We start from the raw sequence: 17553 nt of genomic DNA on the forward strand, positions 1-17553 counted from the left end.
GTTTGTTTCTGTCAAGACTTCGGAGGAGTTTCTAATTATAAAGTGGGAGGAGCAGGAAACCACGCTGGTGCACCACTATGGATATTTCACCCTCGATCGCAGGCGTTTTTTCGAAATAAGAGAGGCTATGCTAAAGAAAATTACAGACCGATCATCAGGTTATTTCGAGGAGCTGACGCTATAAACAGCCTGGCGTTTCGCTACAGTTGACCGGTAAATAGCATTGAACAATGCCCGTGCGTTATGTTGATGGTCGCTGACCCAAGAGGCCATCAACTTTACCCAGGATGGCCTCCTTGCTTGAGGTCCATCGGGTTTGCGCAAGAAAACAGCGTTCCGACCAGCAGGCTTTTCATGCCCTTGATCAAAGCAGGCATAATACGCCGCCTTCGACCGCGAAGCGCTTTTCCACGGGCTGATCCTTGAACACTCCAACACCTGCAAATCCGCTCATGACGACTCTGCGCCCCTCGGCTTGCCCGGGGTTGCTGCGTATCGTCCAGGCAGCGGACGGTGGTATCTGCCGGATCAAACTGGCTGGCGGTTCGATCAGCTCGGCGCAAGCCTGCGCAGTAGCCGACGCGGCCGAGCGCTACGCGGGTGGCGTGATCGAGGCGACCAACCGCGCCAACCTGCAGATCCGCGGGATCGGCAGCGAGCAGACGGCATTGATCGACAGCCTGCTCGCCGCAGGGCTCGGCCCGACCACGGCGGCCGGCGATGACGTACGCAATCTGATGCTCAGCCCAAGCGCCGGGATCGACCGGCATATGCTGATCGACACGCGACCGCTCGCCGGGCAGATTCTCGCCACCCTGCAAAACCACGAACGTTTCCACGATTTGTCGGCCAAATTCGCCGTGCAACTCGATGGCGGTGAAGCACTGGTGATGCTTGAACATCCCCATGACCTGTGGCTGTCGGCGGGTGAGTTGAACGGTGAACTGCTGCTGGCCTTTGGTTTGGCGGGTTGTCCGATAGACCCACCATTGGCCGCGGTGCCGCTGGCCCACGGACATGAACTGGTGGTCGCGGTGCTGGAGCTGTTTCTTGAGCTGGCCCGCCCGGATCAGACTCGTATGCGTCATCTGCTGACGGAACTTCCGGTGGATAACTTTTTGCGGGCGTTGGCCAAGCGGGTGTCATTGATCGCGATCACCGAATGGCAACGGCCGCCCGCGCCGAAGCTGTTGCATCTGGGCACTTATCCACAGCGTGAAGCGGGCCGGGTCTATGTCGGCGCTGTCACGCCGTTGGGTCGCCTCGATCCGGCGATGCTGCGCGGTGCCGCGCAGCTGGCCAGCGAGTCTGGCGACGGCAGCCTGCGGTTTACCCCTTGGCAAAGCCTGTTGCTACCCGGTATCGACACAGATCATTCGCCTGAAGTGACGCAGCGCCTGCAACAACTTGGTTTGCTATGTTCGGCCGATCAGGCGCTGGCGCAGTTGATCGCTTGCACCGGCGCAAGCGGCTGCGCAAAGGGCCTGGCCGACACCAAGGGCGATGCGCTGCAACTGGCTGCGCTGTTGCAACGCCAGGGCAATGCACCGAGTGTGCATTTGTCGGGCTGCCAGCGATCCTGCGCTGCCGCACATACTGCGCCCGTCACGCTGTTGGCCGTCGCCCCCGGCCGTTACGACCTCTATTTTCGCGATGCAGGGCAGCCGGGTTTCGGCGCCCTGCATGCGCGCAACCTCACCATTGAAGCGGCAGGCGCATTGCTCGACGCCCGCCCACGGAGCCACCTTGATGCTTGATTACATCCGCGACGGTCAGGAGATCTATCGCAACTCGTTCGCGATCATTCGCGCCGAGGCCCGCCTGGACCGAATCCCGGCCGACCTGGAAAAACTCGCGGTGCGGGTGATCCACGCCTGCGGCATGGTCGATGCAATCGATGGCCTGCAATTCTCGCCTGGCGCGGGCAACGCCGGGCGTGAGGCGCTGGCGGCCGGTGCGCCGATTCTCTGCGATGCGCGAATGGTCTCCGAGGGCGTGACCCGCGCGCGTTTGCCAGCCAACAATCAAGTGATCTGTACCCTGCGCGACGAGAGTGTGCCGGACCTGGCGCGGGAGTTGGGCAACACCCGTTCAGCGGCCGCACTGGAACTCTGGCGTCCGTATCTGGAAGGCAGTGTGGTGGTGATCGGCAACGCGCCGACCGCGTTGTTCTATTTGCTGGAAATGCTCGATGCCGGCGCGCCGAAACCGGCATTGATTCTCGGCTTTCCGGTGGGCTTCGTCGGCGCCGCCGAGTCCAAGGCCATGCTCGCCGCTGACAGCCGTGGCGTGCCCTTTGTGATCATGCAAGGCCGACTGGGCGGCAGCGCCATGGCCGCCGCCGCTGTCAACGCCCTCGCTACGGAGATCGAATGATGCAGCAACCTGGACGCTTGATTGGCCTGGGCGTCGGCCCGGGTGACCCGGAGCTGATTACCGTCAAAGCCCTGCGCCTGCTGCGCGAATCGCCGGTGGTGGCGTACTTTGTCGCCAAGGGCAAGAAGGGCAATGCCTTCGGCATCATCGAAGCCCACCTGCAAGACGCGCAGACGTTACTGCCGCTGGTCTATCCGGTGACCACCGAAGCACTGCCCGCGCCGTTTTCTTACGAGCAAGTGATCAGCGATTTCTACGACGCTGCCAGCGAGGAAGTCGCCAAGCATCTGAATGCCGGTCGCGACGTGGCGGTGATCTGCGAAGGCGATCCGTTCTTCTACGGCTCTTACATGTACTTGCATGATCGCCTGGCTGAACGCTACGACGCCGAAGTGATACCGGGCGTGTGCTCGATGCTCGGCGGCGCTTCGGTGCTGGGTGCGCCGTTGGTGTATCGCAATCAGAGCCTGTCGGTGTTGTCCGGCGTGTTGCCGGCCGAAGACCTCAAGCGCCGTTTGGCCGATGCAGATGCTGCGGTCATCATGAAGCTGGGGCGCAACTTCCCCAAGGTTCGTCAGGTACTGGAAGAACTCGGGCTGGCGGATCGGGCGCTGTATGTCGAGCGTGCAACCATGGCCAACCAGAAGATCGTGCCACTGGATCAGGTTGAGCCAATGTCCTCGCCGTACTTCTCGCTGATCATTGTTCCCGGCGAAAGGTGGCAAGGCTGATGACTCGTTCTGCACCGGCAATTGTCATTCTGGGCAATGGCAGCCTCGCCACTGCGCGCAAGATCCAGCAGCTGTACCCGCAGGCCATGATCCACGGCCTGGCCGAGCGGGTTGAAGGTGCCGACCGGACCTATCACGAGTTCGGTGCAACCTTGCGCCAGCTCTATCAGCAGGACACGCCGATCATCGCCTTGTGCGCAGCCGGGATCGTGATCCGGACTCTGGCGCCGCTGCTACTGGAAAAAGGCGCCGAGCCGCCGGTACTGGCCGTCGCTGAAGACGGCAGTGCCGTGGTGCCGTTACTCGGCGGGCTGGGAGGGGTGAACGTCCTTGCGCGAGAAATTGCGGCCGGATTGGGTGTCGCGGCCGCCATCACCACCAGCGGTGAATTGCGCTTCGGTACCTGCCTGCTCAATCCACCCAGCGGCTATGCCTTGGGCGATCTGGAGTCGGGCAAGCGCTTTGTCTCGGACCTGCTCGCGGGGGAAAGCGTGCGTATCGAAGGCGCAGCTCCCTGGCTGGCCCAGGCGCAGCTGCCGGAAGATCAACACGCCCGGCTGGCGATCCATGTCGGTTGTGCCGAGCGTGAGCCCGCGGCCAATGAACTGCTGATCTACCCGCGCAGTGTGCTGGTGGCGGTGAGCGCCAGTGTGGCGGATCTGGTAACAGCCATTCGTGCGGCCCTGCACGAATCGAAGATTGCCGTTCAATCGGTTGCGTGCCTGTTGGCGGCCGACACGGAAATGGCCAGCCCTCAGTTGCGTGAAGCCGCTCTCCAATTGAGTGTGCCACTGCGTTTTGCAACCGCTGCCGCCAGTGTCAGCGAGCTGGCGCAACACGCGGTCCCGCAACTGCTGCCGCCACTGAGTGTCGGCAATGGCATTGCGATAGCCGTCGCCAATCAACCGCTGGACCCTTTGCAGATCGGTCGCGCCCGTGGCCGTCTTGCGGTCATTGGTCTAGGTCCAGGTGCTGCCGAACTGATGGTGCCGGCAGTCAAGGCTGAGCTGGCCAAGGCCAACGATGTGCTCGGTTATGAAACTTACGTGCGCATGGCCGGGCCGTTCCGCGCCGATCAAGTGCTGCACTGCACCGACAACCGCGAAGAAATGCAGCGCGCCCGACATGCCTTCGAACTGGCCGCCCAAGGCCGCTCGGTGGTTGTCGTCTCATCGGGAGATCCGGGTGTGTTCGCCATGGCCGCAGCGGTGCTTGAAGCCCTGCATGAGTCAAATGAACCGAGCTGGCACAGCGTCGATCTGGAGATCCTGCCGGGCGTTTCCGCCTCCCTGGCCACCGCCGCGCAAGCCGGTGCACCGCTGGGGCATGACTTCTGCGTGCTGTCGCTGTCGGACAACCTCAAGCCGTGGGACATCATCGAGAAGCGACTGGACCTGGCCGCGCAAGCCGACCTGGCGCTGGCGTTCTACAATCCGATTTCCCGCTCACGGCCGTGGCAGCTTGGCCGGGCGCTGGAAATCGTCGGGCAGCACCGCACGGGCGCAACGCCAGTGGTGCTGGGGCGTGATATCGGTCGCCCTGGTCAAACCTTGCGAGTGACCACCCTTGGCGAGCTGACACCCGATCAAGTGGACATGCGCACCATGGTGCTGATCGGCTCATCCACCACCTGCGTATTTGCGCGTGCAGACGGTGGTGAGTGGGTCTATACGCCAAGGTGGTATGGCGATAAACCTTAGCTGTAATTCGGCGCTATTGGCTGTCAGGCGCACATGATAAAACCTGTGCGCGCTGACAACCTGTTCCCAGGTTGGTTTGTCACCCTTCTGAGTAATAGTCAGAGTGTGGAGTGAGACTCATCTTGTTCGCTTGTAAGTTTGATTGCTCTTGATTGTATTGGTTGCCTTTCTGTATGGGTTGCTTCTTTGTGGAGTGAGTAATGTGTCGAACGAATAAGTCACGTCTGGCTGGACTTGGTTTCGTTATTTATAGTTGCGGCTGAATTATTTAATTTGCATTGCAGTCGCCGCTTTTCTCATGTGTCGAGTCTGGGGTATGTGCTCGTAATATATTGTCAAGTGTCTGGTGTGGAAGTTATCGGGTTTGGGCGCTAGCTTTAGGAGGCCAGCTAAAAAGCTGAAACCCAAACTGATATGAGTATTTAATGATGACATTTGAAATGGATGTGACCGTTCCCAGTCTTGAAGAAAGCAGGGCTTTTTTTCGTGACGCAAAAGTTGCACCACAATCTTTACGTCCCCAGGTTCTGTCGCTGAACATACCCTTGGTGAAACAAGGTAATGAAGACTCGGATTTACTACTTGGCAAGTATGCTCCCGCAGTAATTGGATTTGCTGATAATGTCTCGGAAAATAATAGACAGGCTGCAATGGACAGCATTCACTTTTCCGAGCGATATGCTGATACAAAAGCGGATGTCAAGAATACGCCGATTGCGTGGCATGCCCATTATCGTGAGGCAATGAAGCACTGCGGCTGGACTATGACCTCCTATAAATATGATGATCATACAACTTCCCAGACGAACGTCACGATGGAGTCCATTGTCCTGGATATTGTCAAGGTCGTTGCCGGGGCCAATGCCGCCGCAATGCTCGACTTGCTGGGCAGTGTTTTCGATACGATAAAATCTGATGATAAGCTTGTACAGATTTTCGATAGTACCAGCAAGAAGGGCAGCACGGGAGAGTTCAGGATTGTGCCGTGTTTACAGTCTCGTGGCGGTAGTGTGATTACTTTATTCCTGGCCATGGATTGCGAACTCAGGTCAAGCCAGGGTGGGGCCTGGTTCTGGAAGTGGAAGTGGTCCCGGCTTGAAATGAAAAAAGTAGCCACAATGGTTGAGCTGAATATGCGAGTTCACCTCCGAAACCAGGACCTTATGTACGCGGTGCTGGATCGGTCTTCGGAAGACTTCTTCGAAAAAGCCAAGCTCCAATAAGTAATAGTCCCGACTGGGTTGCTCGACGAGTAACCCTTTTTTGGAAAAAAATACGACTTATGGGAGCGCCGCGATGAGTGTTAATTATGATGTGATGGTGGTTGCAGGAAATCTGCTGTCGACTTCGGACGGTTTGCCGAATTCCTGGAGGGACGATGCGCTGAACGCTCTGCTTTTTTCTCAGCTGTTTGCAAGCTCCCAGGTGGATAAGTTTGATAAGCCTGAAAAGTGGTACAGCGCTCATACCAAGGCCATGGTGCAGACGAAGTGGCGTCGTACTCATTACCGGTCGGAAACCTTCGAGCCGGACAGAAAATCGATAATCACGCTTCAAGAGCTGATTCAGGAGCACTTACCGGGTTGTTTGAGCAGTTCTCAAGGGCTGAGCGTTGGGGATATGACGAGTCGCATTGCTCAGCTCCCCTGTGCTGAGGTGGTTCAGACGGTATTTCGGGAGAACGTAATAAGTACAGTACGGACTGGAATCAGTTCGCCCGGGAAAGCTGCGATTTCAACTATCGCTCTGCAGGCAGGTTTTATCGAGCAGGGTCCCATTACCTGTTCGGTATATATCAATTTTAGTACTTCTGAGGTTGTCGATATCAACCTGTTTAATCAATGTTTCTCGGGTAAAGACATTGTTGGCAAAATCAGTGTCGATTTTTCACAGCAAGAGCTGGATAAGTTGGATTATGAAAAATACAACGTGCGTGAGAAAGTGCTGAGCCGACTCTCCGGTGCACAAGACAATTTGATTCTTGCCGTGCCTTCTAACTGCATTCAACTTGACTGCAGCAAGTGCTGTACCTCCGTCACGTGCCAAAAGCACGACGAATCGACAGGGTAACGTTGTTCTCATCATTTTAGAGGTCCGCGGGATGCGGACCAACATATCTCAAGGAGGGGCTGGATAGGAGTAGCGAAATAGACGAATTGAACTCGCCAGAGTTTCTCGTGCGAGCTGAATATTTTAATAGTCTGGAGGCGATGCGGCCTATTGTTAATAGAACCAGGCACTTTGCCAGGCTGCGCTCTGTCATGGGGAACCTGGCGGTACAGGCCGTTCCTCAGGATGGTGCCACTGTCTTTGGGGAGGGTGTTGTCGCCTACGATCGTAAATTGACGCCGCAGAACCGCGAGGACTTCGATGACAGCATCCTGTTTGCGCAACTTGTCGCGGGCAGGGGATTCGATCCGGACACACACCTTGCCCTGTGGTTTAAAGAATATGCCAAGGCGCTGGAGATGGCTGGTTGGGGTACTGCAAGCCACGCTTTTTCCGAGTTTCAAAGTCGTGAAATACAATTCACGATGGATGAGGCTATCCTGCAAATCATTGCCGCCATCGCCGGGCCGGATAAACTCCAGCTCTTGGGGCTGGTAACCGGTGTATTCAAAGCACTGGAAGAAAATGATAATGCGTTAAAACTGTTTGAATCTAGGAGCAAGAAAAGTCGCTCGAGCAATTTCCAGGTTGCCCCGTGCATTCTGACCGCCGATGGTCAACTCAGCATGGCGATAGCGTGTGTGCACTTGATGGCCAAGTCGCGTATCACGAAAGTTCTGTTCTTTAAATACTTCGGTGAGGACATAAGACTTTATCGTGCAGCGGGACGTCGCGGATTGAATCAGCGTGTCTACAATAAATTCAGAACTAAAATTCAGGATTATGTCGATAGCGCCAGGGCAAGCTATTGAAACGGGCGGGGCACTCGCCACCGGGGTCCGGCTACTCGTTGCTCTGTGCAATCACGGCTCGATGATGAATTTGCTGTTCTTGAATTTTGAGACTTCAGAGGTTGTGGAGCTGAATGCAGTTGATCAGCTTTTTTCCACTGACAGGTTCTTCTCGGGCCTGTCGGTCAGCTATTGCTCGCTGGAACTCTCACAACGAGTATTTGCGAGGCAGCGAGACCGAATGACCAGGCTGCTTGAGCCTCACCAGCAATTGTTGTCGGTAATCGCTGGGGGCACACAGGAAAATTGATGGCGACCAAAGCCGATACACGTTGAAGCTTCAATCCAGGGGGATCAGGGCCAGGCCCTGATGCATATCAGTATTACGGCACCAGATACCCTTTGACCCCGGTAAAGATAATCTGCGCTGCCAGCGCGCACACGAACAGCCCCATCAACCGACTGACGATTTGCAAACCCTGATCGCCAAGAATGCGTTCGATGCGGTTCGACAGGTAGAGCACGACGCCGACGGTGAAGCTGGCTATGGCGATGCTGAGAATGGCGGTGAGTTTGTCGTCCCAGTGCGGCTGGCTGACGCCCATGACCAGCAGAGCGCCTATGGTGCCAGGGCCGACTGTCAGGGGAATGGTCAGCGGGACGATGGTCACGTCCTGCTGCACGTTATCGGTCTGCACTGCCGACTTGCCTTGAGCCATGCCCAGCGCCGAGATGAACAGCACGCTCCCGGCGCCGATGCGAAAGGCATCCACGGTGATGCCGAATACGCTGAAAATCACCCGTCCGAACAGATACAGCAAGACGCTGGAGACCAGGGTCGCGAGGGCGACTTTCCAGGCCAGACGCCGACGTTCCTTACTGGAATAGCCACGGGTCAGGCTGATGAAGCAGGACAGAACGAAGAAGGGGCTGTAGAGCACCAGCATCTTCAGGTAAACGCTGAACAGCACGTGGAGCATGGTTGGAGCTCGCGGCGAAGGAGGGCGACGGAGAGTCTATCAGGCGTTGTGCAGTCTGTCGGCTCAGGAGGTTTGAGCCGTTGGCTGATTGTGCGAATCACGTTGCGCAACCCAATGCTCGACCAACTCGCGCAGTTGCGACAGCTCGACCGGTTTGGCCATGTGCCCGTCCATGCCGGCCTGGCGAGCGCGCTCCTTGTGTTCGGTCAGGATGTGCGCGGTCAGCGCTACCACCGGCGTGCGCATGCGCTGATTGCCAACTTCCCAGGCGCGCAGTTGTTGCGTGGCGGAAAAACCGTCGAGGATTGGCATTTCACAATCCATCAGCACCAGATCGTAACGTTGGGCCTTCATCGCGCGCAGGGCTTCTTCGCCGTTGCTGGCGGTGTCTGGCTGCAGGTTGAGTTTGCCCAGCATGCCGCGAATCACCTTGGTCGAGATGCTGTTGTCTTCAGCGACGAGGATACGAAAATCGTGTGGCACCTTGATCGCTACAGGCACGCCTGATGGAGCGTGATAGGGCATAACGAGCCCTTTGTTGCGTTGGGTCAACTCGTCGGCCAGGGTAGTCTTGAGGGTGTAGCCAGCGACAGGTTTGGCGAGGATGCGTTTGATCCCGGAGTTGCGCGCAATGATCTTGCTTGGTGCGTTGCTGATACCGGTGAGCATGATCAGCAGAATATCGTGGTTCAGGCTCGGGTCTTCCTTGATCTTCGCGGCCAGTTGCATGCCGGTCATGCCAGGCATGTTCTGATCGAGCAGGACCACGTCGAAGTAGTCGCGCAGGTGGGCCTTGGTTCGCAGCAGGGCCAGCGCTTCCTTGCCGGAAGGGACTGCGCTGACGTTCAGGCCCCATGCGCTGCATTGCTGCACCAGGACTTTGCGGCAGGTGTCGTTGTCATCCACCACCAACACTCGGGCACCTTGCAGCGGGCCATCAAGATCGGAGGTCGGGTGTTCGAGGCGTTCCGGATCCAGGGGCAAGGTCAGCCACAGCGTGCTGCCGCTATTATTGCCGCTTTTGATGCCGAACTCACCGTGCATCAGCAGGATCAACTGGCGGGCGATGACCAGCCCCAGGTTGCCACCCAGGCGCGTCGCGGAGAGAAAATTCTTGCTGTGCAGCTCGGCATGCAGCAAGGCATCGCGCTCGCTTGTGTCCATGGGAACACCGCTGTCTTGTACTGCGATGCGTAGCCGAGGTTTGGGGCTGCGTTCGTCGAGGGCGACGACGATCAGGATTTCGCCCTCGTCGGTCTTCTTCAGCGCGTTTTCCAGCAAACTCAGTAGCGTCTGGCGCAGACGTGTGGGGTCACCGCTGATCACCCGCGGTACTTGCGGCTGAATAAAACTGATCAGCTCGACGTTCTGCTGCTCGGCCTTGGCCCGGAAAATACTCAGGCAGTCTTCGATCAGCGCGTTGAGGTCGAACTGCACATCGTCCAGCTCGATTTGCCCGGACTCGAGCCTGGAGATGTCGAGAATCTCGTTGATCAAGGTGAGCAGTTCGTTGCCGGCGCTGTGGATGGTCTGCACGTAGTCCCGTTGTTTGACGGACAGTGGTGTGCCCAGCAGCAGCTCGGTCATGCCCAGCACACCATTCATCGGTGTGCGGATCTCGTGACTGATTTTCGCCAGGAACTCGGCCTTGGCGTTGATCTCGGCATTGCTGGCGGCCAGGTCGCGGCTGATGCTGAAGCGGGCTTCGGTGATGCTGCGCTGACGCTCGCTCAATGCGATGCTCATCAGCAGGCCGCTGATGCAGATGAAACCGAGCAACGTCATGATCAGACCTTGCGGAGCCACCAGGGTCAACCCCAAAAGTGCTGGCAGAATGATCAGGGTGCCAATGTTGAATATCACCATGGCCACAACGAACAGGCGTGCCGGACGGTAGCCTTTCTGCCAGTGATAAGCCGCGACGAACAGCATGCTCAGGCCGGCGAGAGCCACCAGCGCATAGGTCATGATGTTCAGCGGCAGCGTGTTGACAAAGAGCAGCAGCAAGCCGCACAAGGTGATGAGAAGGATATCGCCCAGCAACAGTTTGTTCAGCGGATGTGGGCCAAGGGGAGCGAAGAATCGGTAGGCGAACATCAGGCCGCAAGGCGCGGTCAGCAGCAAGGACAGGTAGGCGCCAGGCGTTTGCAAGGCGTGCCAGTCCGACAGCCATGGGCCAGCAAGATTGAGCAGAAGCAGCAGGCTCAGCAGCAACAGACCTTCGCAGGCGGCCAGCCACATACAGCTTCTGGAGCGGGTGTAGGCGTAGCGGGTCAGGTTATGCAGGATCAGCATCGCCAGGCAGCCGAACAGCAGGCCGTAGATCAGGGGCTGGCCTTGATCTGCTGCGCTCATGACTGCAGATTGCAGGGTGATGTAAGGGCGCAATTGGTGTTCGGAAACCAGTCGCAGGTACACATCGAGGGCTTTTTGACTTTGTGGCAGCGGCAGGATGTAGTCGCTGCTGGGCAGCGGTCTCTCGGCCTGCGGCTGAGCGTTGCCGGTGTTCACTTGCTCGATCAGCTTGTCGTCGTCGAGCACGTATAAATTAAGGTGAGCAAGATCAGGCGCGAAAATTCGCAGCAGTTGTTCGTGTTTGTCTGGCTGGAGTTTGAAGCGTAGCCATAAGGCGCCGTCAGGCTCGGCAGCGGTCAGGTGACTCAGTTCGATCGGGCTGAATTGATTGGTGTAGCGGGCAGAACGGATGTCGCTCAGTTGCAGATCGGCCGTTTCGTCAAGCAATACCGCCCAGCCGCTGCCTTGCGCGGCCTGGACCGGTAGCAAACAGAGCAGAGTCAGCAGACTGACGGTGAAGCCTATGGCAATCCTGAGCCAGCGCACGGCGAAATCCCTTCGTAGATTGATGCCAGAATATAACTATGCGCGGGGCTGGAATAGTACGGCAAGGGCCAGAAGCCCTTGCCTATCCAAATGGATAGCTTATTCCTGATTTTCGCCACGCTCGCGGGCAATGGCACGGTAGCCAATGTCCTTGCGGTAGAAGCAGCCTTGCCAATCGATTTTGGCCGCCAGTCTGTAAGCTTGCTGTTGAGCCGTATCGACGCTCTGGCCCAAAGCGGTGGCGCAGAGTACTCGGCCGCCAGCGGTGATGACCTGACCGTCTTTCAGTGCAGTGCCAGCGTGAAAGACTTTGCCTTCCAGTGTGGCCGCTGCATCCAGACCTTCAATGATCGCGCCTTTGGCGTAATCACCAGGATAGCCGCCGGCTGCCAGAACGACACCCACGCTTGGACGTGGATCCCATTGCGCTTCGACCTTGTCCAGTGCCTGGGCCAGAGCAGCCTCGATCAGCAACACCAGGCTCGATTGCAGACGCAGCATCACCGGTTGGGTTTCCGGATCGCCGAAGCGGCAGTTGAACTCGATGACTTTCGGATTGCCAGCCTTGTCGATCATCAGACCGGCATAGAGGAAGCCGGTGTAGACGTTGCCTTCCTCGGCCATGCCGCGCACGGTTGGCCAGATCACCAGATCCATGACGCGTTGGTGAACTTCGCTGGTGACCACCGGGGCAGGGGAGTAGGCACCCATACCGCCGGTGTTCGGACCGGTGTCGCCGTCGCCGACGCGTTTGTGGTCCTGGCTGGTGGCCATCGGCAGCACGTTCTTGCCGTCGACCATGACGATGAAGCTGGCTTCTTCGCCGTCGAGGAATTCCTCGATGACCACACGGGAACCGGCTTCGCCGAAAGCATTGCCGGCGAGCATGTCACGTACGGCGTCTTCGGCTTCAGACAGGGTCATGGCGACGATCACGCCCTTGCCGGCGGCCAGGCCGTCGGCCTTGATCACGATCGGTGCGCCTTTTTCACGCAGATAAGCCAGGGCTGGCTCGATCTCGGTGAAGTTCTGGTAGTCGGCGGTCGGAATCTTGTGGCGGGCCAGGAAGTCCTTGGTGAAGGCTTTGGAACCTTCCAGCTGTGCGGCACCGGCAGTCGGGCCGAAGCAATCCAGGCCACGGGCGCGGAACAGATCCACGACACCGGCGACCAGCGGCACTTCCGGACCGACGATGGTCAGGGAAACGTTCTTCTCGGCGAAGTCGGCCAGCTGCTCCAGCGCCAATACGTCGATAGCGATGTTCTCGCACTTGGCTTCAATGGCGGTGCCGGCGTTGCCCGGGGCCACGAATACTTTTGCGACACGCGGATCCTGAGCCACTTTCCAGGCCAGGGCGTGTTCACGGCCACCGCTGCCAATGATCAAAACATTCATTTCAAAAACCTCGGATGACGCTAATTCGGGGGAAGCTGATCGTTCCCACGCTCTGCGTGGGAGTGCCTCTACGGACGCTCTGCGTCCGATGCCGTGGGACGCGGAGCGTCCCGGGCTGCGTGCCCACGCAGAGCGTGGGTACGATCAAACAGATTAATGACGGAAGTGGCGCATGCCCGTAAAGACCATCGCAATACCCGCTTCGTCGGCCGCGGCAATCACTTCGTTGTCACGCATCGAGCCGCCAGGCTGGATCACGGCAGTGATACCGACCTTGGCCGCGTTATCGATACCGTCGCGGAACGGGAAGAAGGCGTCCGAGGCCATGACCGCGCCCTGGACTTGCAGCCCGGCGTGTTCAGCCTTGATCGCGGCGATGCGAGCGGAGTTCACGCGGCTCATCTGGCCAGCGCCGACACCGATGGTCTGACGGTTCTTGGCATACACGATGGCATTGGACTTGACGTACTTGGCGACTTTCCAGGCGAAGATCAGGTCATTGATCTCCTGCTCGGTCGGAGCGCGCTTGGTCACCACTTTCAGGTCTTCGCTGCCGATCATGCCGATATCGCGGCTCTGGACCAGCAAACCGCCGTTGACGCGTTTGTAGTCCCAGGCCGGAACGCGCTCAGCCGACCACTGACCGCAGGTCAGCAGGCGCACGTTCGCTTTCGCGGCAACGATGGCGCGGGCTTCTTCGGTGACGCTTGGAGCGATGATCACTTCGACGAATTGACGCTCGACGATGGCCTTGGCGGTTTCAGCGTCCAGCTCGCGGTTGAAGGCGATGATGCCGCCGAACGCCGACTCGGTGTCCGTCGCGTAAGCCAGTTCGTAAGCCTGGCGGATACCGCCTTCGGCGTCCGGGCTGACCGCCACGCCGCACGGGTTGGCGTGCTTGACGATGACGCAGGCTGGCTTGACGAAGCTCTTCACGCACTCCAGCGCAGCGTCGGTGTCGGCCACGTTGTTGTACGACAGCTCCTTGCCTTGCAGTTGGGTCGCGGTGGCGATGCCGACTTCGGCCGGCTTGGCCTCTACGTAAAACGCCGCGCTCTGGTGCGGGTTCTCGCCGTAGCGCATTTCCTGGGCCTTGATGAACTGGCTGTTGAAGGTGCGCGGGAATTCGCTGCGACCGGAGGTCGAGAGGGTTTCAGCAGTCTGGTTCACAGTGCCCATGTAGTTGGCGATCATGCCGTCGTAGGCGGCGGTGTGCTCGAAAGCCTTGAGCATCAGATCAAAGCGCTGAGCGTAGGTCAGACCGCCGGCCTTGAGGCTTTCCAGAACATTGGCGTAATCGCTGGCGTTGACCACGATGGCCACGTCTTTGTGGTTCTTGGCCGCGGAACGAACCATGGTCGGGCCGCCGATATCGATGTTCTCGATCGCGGTCGGCAGATCACAACCTGGCTTTGCGATAGTGGCTTCGAACGGGTAGAGGTTGACGGCAACCAGATCGATCGGCTTGATGCCGTGCTCGCTCATGATAGCGTCATCGATACCGCGACGACCCAGGATGCCACCGTGGATTTTCGGGTGCAGGGTCTTGACCCGACCGTCCATCATTTCTGCAAAGCCGGTGTAGTCCGCGACTTCTACTGCGGCCACGCCGTTGTCCTGCAGCAGCTTGAACGTACCGCCGGTGGAGAGGATCTCGACGCCCAGGGCTTCCAGCTCACGGGCGAATTCGAGGATCCCGGTCTTGTCGGAAACGCTGATCAAGGCGCGGCGGATCGGCAGGCGGGTAGTCTGGTCGGTCATCTCAATTTCCATCAAAAGCAAAGGAGTCAGCAAAAAAGGCGACCGGTCTTGCGCGGGCGCCTTTCTGGTTTGATTGAATGCTTACAGCAGATCGTACTGCTTGAGTTTCTTGCGCAAGGTGCCGCGGTTCAGACCGAGCAACTCGCTGGCCTTGGTCTGGTTGCCCTTGACGTAGTTCATCACGCTTTCGAGCAACGGCGCCTCGACTTCGGAGAGCACCAGGTTGTACACGTCCGTGACGGCAGCGCCCTCAAGGTGGGCGAAATAATTGTGCAGCGCCTTCTCGACACTCCCGCGAAGGGTCTGACCCTCTTCGCTCGGTGTATTGAGGTGCTGTTTCAAATTTACATTGTCGCTCACGGGTGTTGTTCCACTCACTAAAGTCTCGCTCATCATCGTCATGCGGCCACCCCTTCTCCGTCCCCTGTCACCAGGCTCTTGTAACGCTCGGCGAAAAACTCACGAACGTTGGCGCGCTGTGCTTCCGTATCATCCAAACGATTGAAGTGGGCGCGGAACTCCCTGGCGCCCGGCAGGGTTGCGAGATACCAGCCCACATGCTTGCGAGCAATGCGTACGCCCATGACATCCCCATAAAAGGTATGCAGCGCGGCCAGATGCTCTAGCAGAATACGTTCCACCTCGAACAGCTCCGGTGCCGGAAGTGTTTCGCCGGTACGCAGAAAATGCTCGATCTCACGAAAAATCCATGGTCGCCCTTGGGCGGCCCGGCCAATCAACAGACCATCGGCACCGGTCGCGTGGAGCACGTACCGGGCTTTTTCGGCCGAGTCGATATCGCCGTTGGCGAAGACCGGAATGGACACCGCCTGCTTGATCGCGGCAATGGTGTCGTACTCGGCTTCACCGGTGTACAGATCGGCGCGGGTCCGGCCATGGACTGCCAGCGCAGTGATTCCTGCCTGCTCGGCGATCTTCGCCACCGTCAGGCCATTTTTGTTCGCCCGGTCCCAGCCGGTGCGGATTTTCAAAGTGACCGGTACATCGACTGCGGCCACCACGGCGTGCAGGATCTCGCTCACCAAATCTTCGTCTTTCAGCAACGCGGAGCCGGCAGCCTTGTTGCAGACCTTCTTCGCCGGACAACCCATGTTGATATCAATAATCTGCGCACCCAACTCGACGTTGGCGCGGGCCGCATCCGCGAGCATCTGTGCATCACCGCCGGCGATCTGTACCGAGCGTGGCTCGGGATCACCTTCGTGGATCATGCGCAGACGCGATTTGCGACTGTTCCACAAGCTCATGTCGCTGGTGACCATTTCCGAGACTACAAGGCCTGCGCCCAACCGTTTGCACAGCTGACGAAAGGGCTGGTCAGTGACGCCCGCCATGGGAGCGAGAATCAAGCCGTTAGGCAATGTATATGGACCGATGCGTACCGCCGACATAGGGCTTCCCTGTTGTGGGGCCGGATCATTAGAGTTCGAAAAAGGGTTGGCATGATACCCGCTCTCGATGACTGGATAAAGGCTGAATTGGATAAAATCTGAACAGTTATTCTGTTATCGCCAGCGGTTTGGCTCGACGCGAGGGAGTCAAAAAGCTGTCTTCAATGTGCAGTTATGCCAATTGACTGCGGCGTTTCATTCGGGTGAATGGAAGCTCAGGCTGTAATTGACGGCTTTCGGGCCGGGGTCAAGGATGTCCAGAGCGATATGGATCGGCGTCTGTGGCGGCATTTCTGCCGGGCCTTCAAGTTCGCCGTTGAGGTATTCGCTTGGTTTGAAGCGCCGACTGGCGATCAGGTGCCCATTGAGGTCGGCAAAGCGTAACTCCAGCAACGGAAAGGGCTGAGAGAATTGTGCGCGGTTGTAGATGATTGCATCGACCACCAGTGCGCCACTGAAATCCGGATGGCTGCGCACCACCAGATTGCTGCTCTTGATGCGCGCAATGTCGACCTTGGACGGCACTGTGCAGCCGATTTCCGGGCACAGTTGCTGGAACCATGGCCGGTATTGGTCCTGACGGGCCAGCTCGTCGAAGTGGTAGGCGATGTACTGGCCTGCCAGTGCGGCGGCGCCGAGCAGAATCAATAATCCCCAGAAGAAGCGTCTGCCCCAGGGTGAACGGCGCTTTTGCCAATCAAGATGCACCGGTTCGTCGGCCAGGTCCTGCAGCACCTCGTCATGCAGGCCAGGCTCACTGCGTGCGTGTTTTTTGCTCGCTGGTTCGGCCTCCAGCGGCTCTTCGTCGTCATCTGCTGCCGACAAGCGTTCGTGGTGTTCGTGCGCTAGCGGCTCCTGGCTCGGGCGCATAGGCGGCGCGGTGGGTTCGTCGTCAAGATCGGCCAGCTCAAAAGACAGTGAGGGCTCGGTGCGGCCGGGTTTGGGCGGTTCGACGGGCGGGGCTGTCGGTTTACTGTTTGTGTTGGCTGCAGGCTCAGCGGGCTCAATCGGTTCTGCGCGCTCGGCAGCCGATCCGCTGAACAGGCTTTCGGACCATTGTTCTTCCTCGCTGTCGGTCGTATCCCTGCGTGCGCTCAGCGAATCCTCCTTGTGCTTGCGCTCTTGCCCGAACTCCTTGGTCGGCTGGATTTCCCGTTGCTCGAGCTTGGCGAGTTCTTCGTCGAGGTCGAGATTGTCCAGGTCGAGTTCGGCGGCCGTCCATTGCTTCTGGCTGATCGCCCTGGGGGCGGAGGTCTCGGTCGGTGTTGTCGCATTGGGGGCGACGGCTTCATTGCCAGTGCGTTGCTCGAGCAACTGCCGCGCGGCGTTGAACACCTGCAGGCATGAGCCGCAGCGAACCACTCCACGGGCTACGCTCAACTGGGCGTGGCTTACGCGAAAGCTGGTTTGGCAATGCGGGCACTGGGTGACGAAGCTGTCGGTCATGCGGCAATCCG

Annotated in this window: 14 protein-coding genes; 7 read left to right on the forward strand and 7 right to left on the reverse strand. The window is 58.5% G+C overall.

Annotated elements, in window-relative coordinates; all coding sequences use genetic code 11:
* The first annotated feature begins 452 nt into the window (after window positions 1–452).
* From cobG to AC07VR_RS11300, 7 genes are all read left to right on the forward strand, one after another.
* Window positions 453–1757 (forward strand): precorrin-3B synthase, encoded by a 1305-nt coding sequence (gene cobG, locus AC07VR_RS11270; RefSeq protein ID WP_495011265.1) that lies wholly within the window; start codon window positions 453–455, stop codon window positions 1755–1757.
* A complete protein-coding gene (locus AC07VR_RS11275; RefSeq protein WP_495011266.1) occupies window positions 1750–2376 on the forward strand; it encodes a precorrin-8X methylmutase in 627 nt (208 codons plus the stop codon). The genes cobG and AC07VR_RS11275 overlap by 8 nt, the downstream gene beginning before the upstream one ends.
* Window positions 2376–3107 carry a precorrin-2 C(20)-methyltransferase gene (locus AC07VR_RS11280; protein WP_494993628.1) on the forward strand — a complete coding sequence of 244 codons (732 nt, stop codon included), beginning with the start codon at window positions 2376–2378 and terminating at the stop codon, window positions 3105–3107. Before AC07VR_RS11275 ends, AC07VR_RS11280 begins: the two co-directional genes overlap by 1 nt.
* The gene (gene cobJ, locus AC07VR_RS11285; protein ID WP_495011267.1) at window positions 3107–4807 is read left to right on the forward strand and encodes a precorrin-3B C(17)-methyltransferase; all 1701 of its coding nucleotides are present in this window, start codon (window positions 3107–3109) and stop codon (window positions 4805–4807) included. The genes AC07VR_RS11280 and cobJ overlap by 1 nt, the downstream gene beginning before the upstream one ends.
* A gap of 425 nt (window positions 4808–5232) precedes the next feature.
* Window positions 5233–6030 (forward strand): hypothetical protein, encoded by a 798-nt coding sequence (locus AC07VR_RS11290; RefSeq protein WP_495011268.1) that lies wholly within the window; start codon window positions 5233–5235, stop codon window positions 6028–6030.
* A 73-nt stretch (window positions 6031–6103) separates the two neighbouring features.
* Entirely contained in the window at window positions 6104–6877 is a 774-nt protein-coding gene (locus AC07VR_RS11295; protein ID WP_495011269.1) for a hypothetical protein, read from the forward strand.
* A 107-nt stretch (window positions 6878–6984) separates the two neighbouring features.
* Window positions 6985–7728, forward strand: a complete 744-nt coding sequence (locus tag AC07VR_RS11300) for a hypothetical protein (RefSeq protein ID WP_495011270.1) — start codon at window positions 6985–6987, stop codon at window positions 7726–7728.
* Window positions 7729–8090: 362 nt separating this feature from the next.
* On the opposite strand, the gene AC07VR_RS11305 is transcribed toward AC07VR_RS11300, so the two are convergent.
* The 7 genes from AC07VR_RS11305 to AC07VR_RS11335 all read right to left on the reverse strand — a co-directional run bounded on the left by AC07VR_RS11305 (window position 8091) and on the right by AC07VR_RS11335 (window position 17542).
* Window positions 8091–8687 (reverse strand): MarC family protein, encoded by a 597-nt coding sequence (locus AC07VR_RS11305; protein ID WP_494993508.1) that lies wholly within the window; start codon window positions 8685–8687, stop codon window positions 8091–8093.
* Window positions 8688–8750: 63 nt separating this feature from the next.
* Window positions 8751–11528: a hybrid sensor histidine kinase/response regulator gene (locus AC07VR_RS11310; RefSeq protein WP_495011271.1), complete on the reverse strand. Its 2778-nt coding sequence runs from the start codon at window positions 11526–11528 to the stop codon at window positions 8751–8753.
* Window positions 11529–11627: 99 nt separating this feature from the next.
* Window positions 11628–12923: a phosphoribosylamine--glycine ligase gene (gene purD, locus AC07VR_RS11315; protein WP_495011272.1), complete on the reverse strand. Its 1296-nt coding sequence runs from the start codon at window positions 12921–12923 to the stop codon at window positions 11628–11630.
* Window positions 12924–13076: 153 nt separating this feature from the next.
* Window positions 13077–14684, reverse strand: coding sequence for a bifunctional phosphoribosylaminoimidazolecarboxamide formyltransferase/IMP cyclohydrolase (purH, locus tag AC07VR_RS11320; protein WP_494993511.1), 1608 nt, complete (start codon window positions 14682–14684; stop codon window positions 13077–13079).
* Between the two features lie 81 nt (window positions 14685–14765).
* Entirely contained in the window at window positions 14766–15086 is a 321-nt protein-coding gene (gene fis / locus AC07VR_RS11325; RefSeq protein WP_494993512.1) for a DNA-binding transcriptional regulator Fis, read from the reverse strand.
* Window positions 15083–16096: a tRNA dihydrouridine synthase DusB gene (gene dusB / locus AC07VR_RS11330; RefSeq protein WP_494993513.1), complete on the reverse strand. Its 1014-nt coding sequence runs from the start codon at window positions 16094–16096 to the stop codon at window positions 15083–15085. The genes fis and dusB overlap by 4 nt, the downstream gene beginning before the upstream one ends.
* A gap of 195 nt (window positions 16097–16291) precedes the next feature.
* Window positions 16292–17542 (reverse strand): DUF3426 domain-containing protein, encoded by a 1251-nt coding sequence (locus AC07VR_RS11335; RefSeq protein WP_495011273.1) that lies wholly within the window; start codon window positions 17540–17542, stop codon window positions 16292–16294.
* Window positions 17543–17553: the final 11 nt, after the last annotated feature.

It is taken from the genome of Pseudomonas sp. GW821-FHT02H09, assembly GCF_059421425.1.

Coding starts and splice junctions, on each gene's coding strand:
- cobG (WP_495011265.1), top strand. CDS start 453: ATGACGACTCTGCGCCCCTCGGCTTGCCCGGGGTTGCTGCGTATCGTC.
- purH (WP_494993511.1), bottom strand. CDS start 14,684: ATGACCGACCAGACTACCCGCCTGCCGATCCGCCGCGCCTTGATCAGC.
- AC07VR_RS11305 (WP_494993508.1), bottom strand. CDS start 8,687: ATGCTCCACGTGCTGTTCAGCGTTTACCTGAAGATGCTGGTGCTCTAC.
- AC07VR_RS11280 (WP_494993628.1), top strand. CDS start 2,376: ATGCAGCAACCTGGACGCTTGATTGGCCTGGGCGTCGGCCCGGGTGAC.
- fis (WP_494993512.1), bottom strand. CDS start 15,086: ATGACGATGATGAGCGAGACTTTAGTGAGTGGAACAACACCCGTGAGC.
- AC07VR_RS11335 (WP_495011273.1), bottom strand. CDS start 17,542: ATGACCGACAGCTTCGTCACCCAGTGCCCGCATTGCCAAACCAGCTTT.
- AC07VR_RS11290 (WP_495011268.1), top strand. CDS start 5,233: ATGATGACATTTGAAATGGATGTGACCGTTCCCAGTCTTGAAGAAAGC.
- AC07VR_RS11295 (WP_495011269.1), top strand. CDS start 6,104: ATGAGTGTTAATTATGATGTGATGGTGGTTGCAGGAAATCTGCTGTCG.
- purD (WP_495011272.1), bottom strand. CDS start 12,923: ATGAATGTTTTGATCATTGGCAGCGGTGGCCGTGAACACGCCCTGGCC.
- dusB (WP_494993513.1), bottom strand. CDS start 16,096: ATGTCGGCGGTACGCATCGGTCCATATACATTGCCTAACGGCTTGATT.
- cobJ (WP_495011267.1), top strand. CDS start 3,107: ATGACTCGTTCTGCACCGGCAATTGTCATTCTGGGCAATGGCAGCCTC.
- AC07VR_RS11275 (WP_495011266.1), top strand. CDS start 1,750: ATGCTTGATTACATCCGCGACGGTCAGGAGATCTATCGCAACTCGTTC.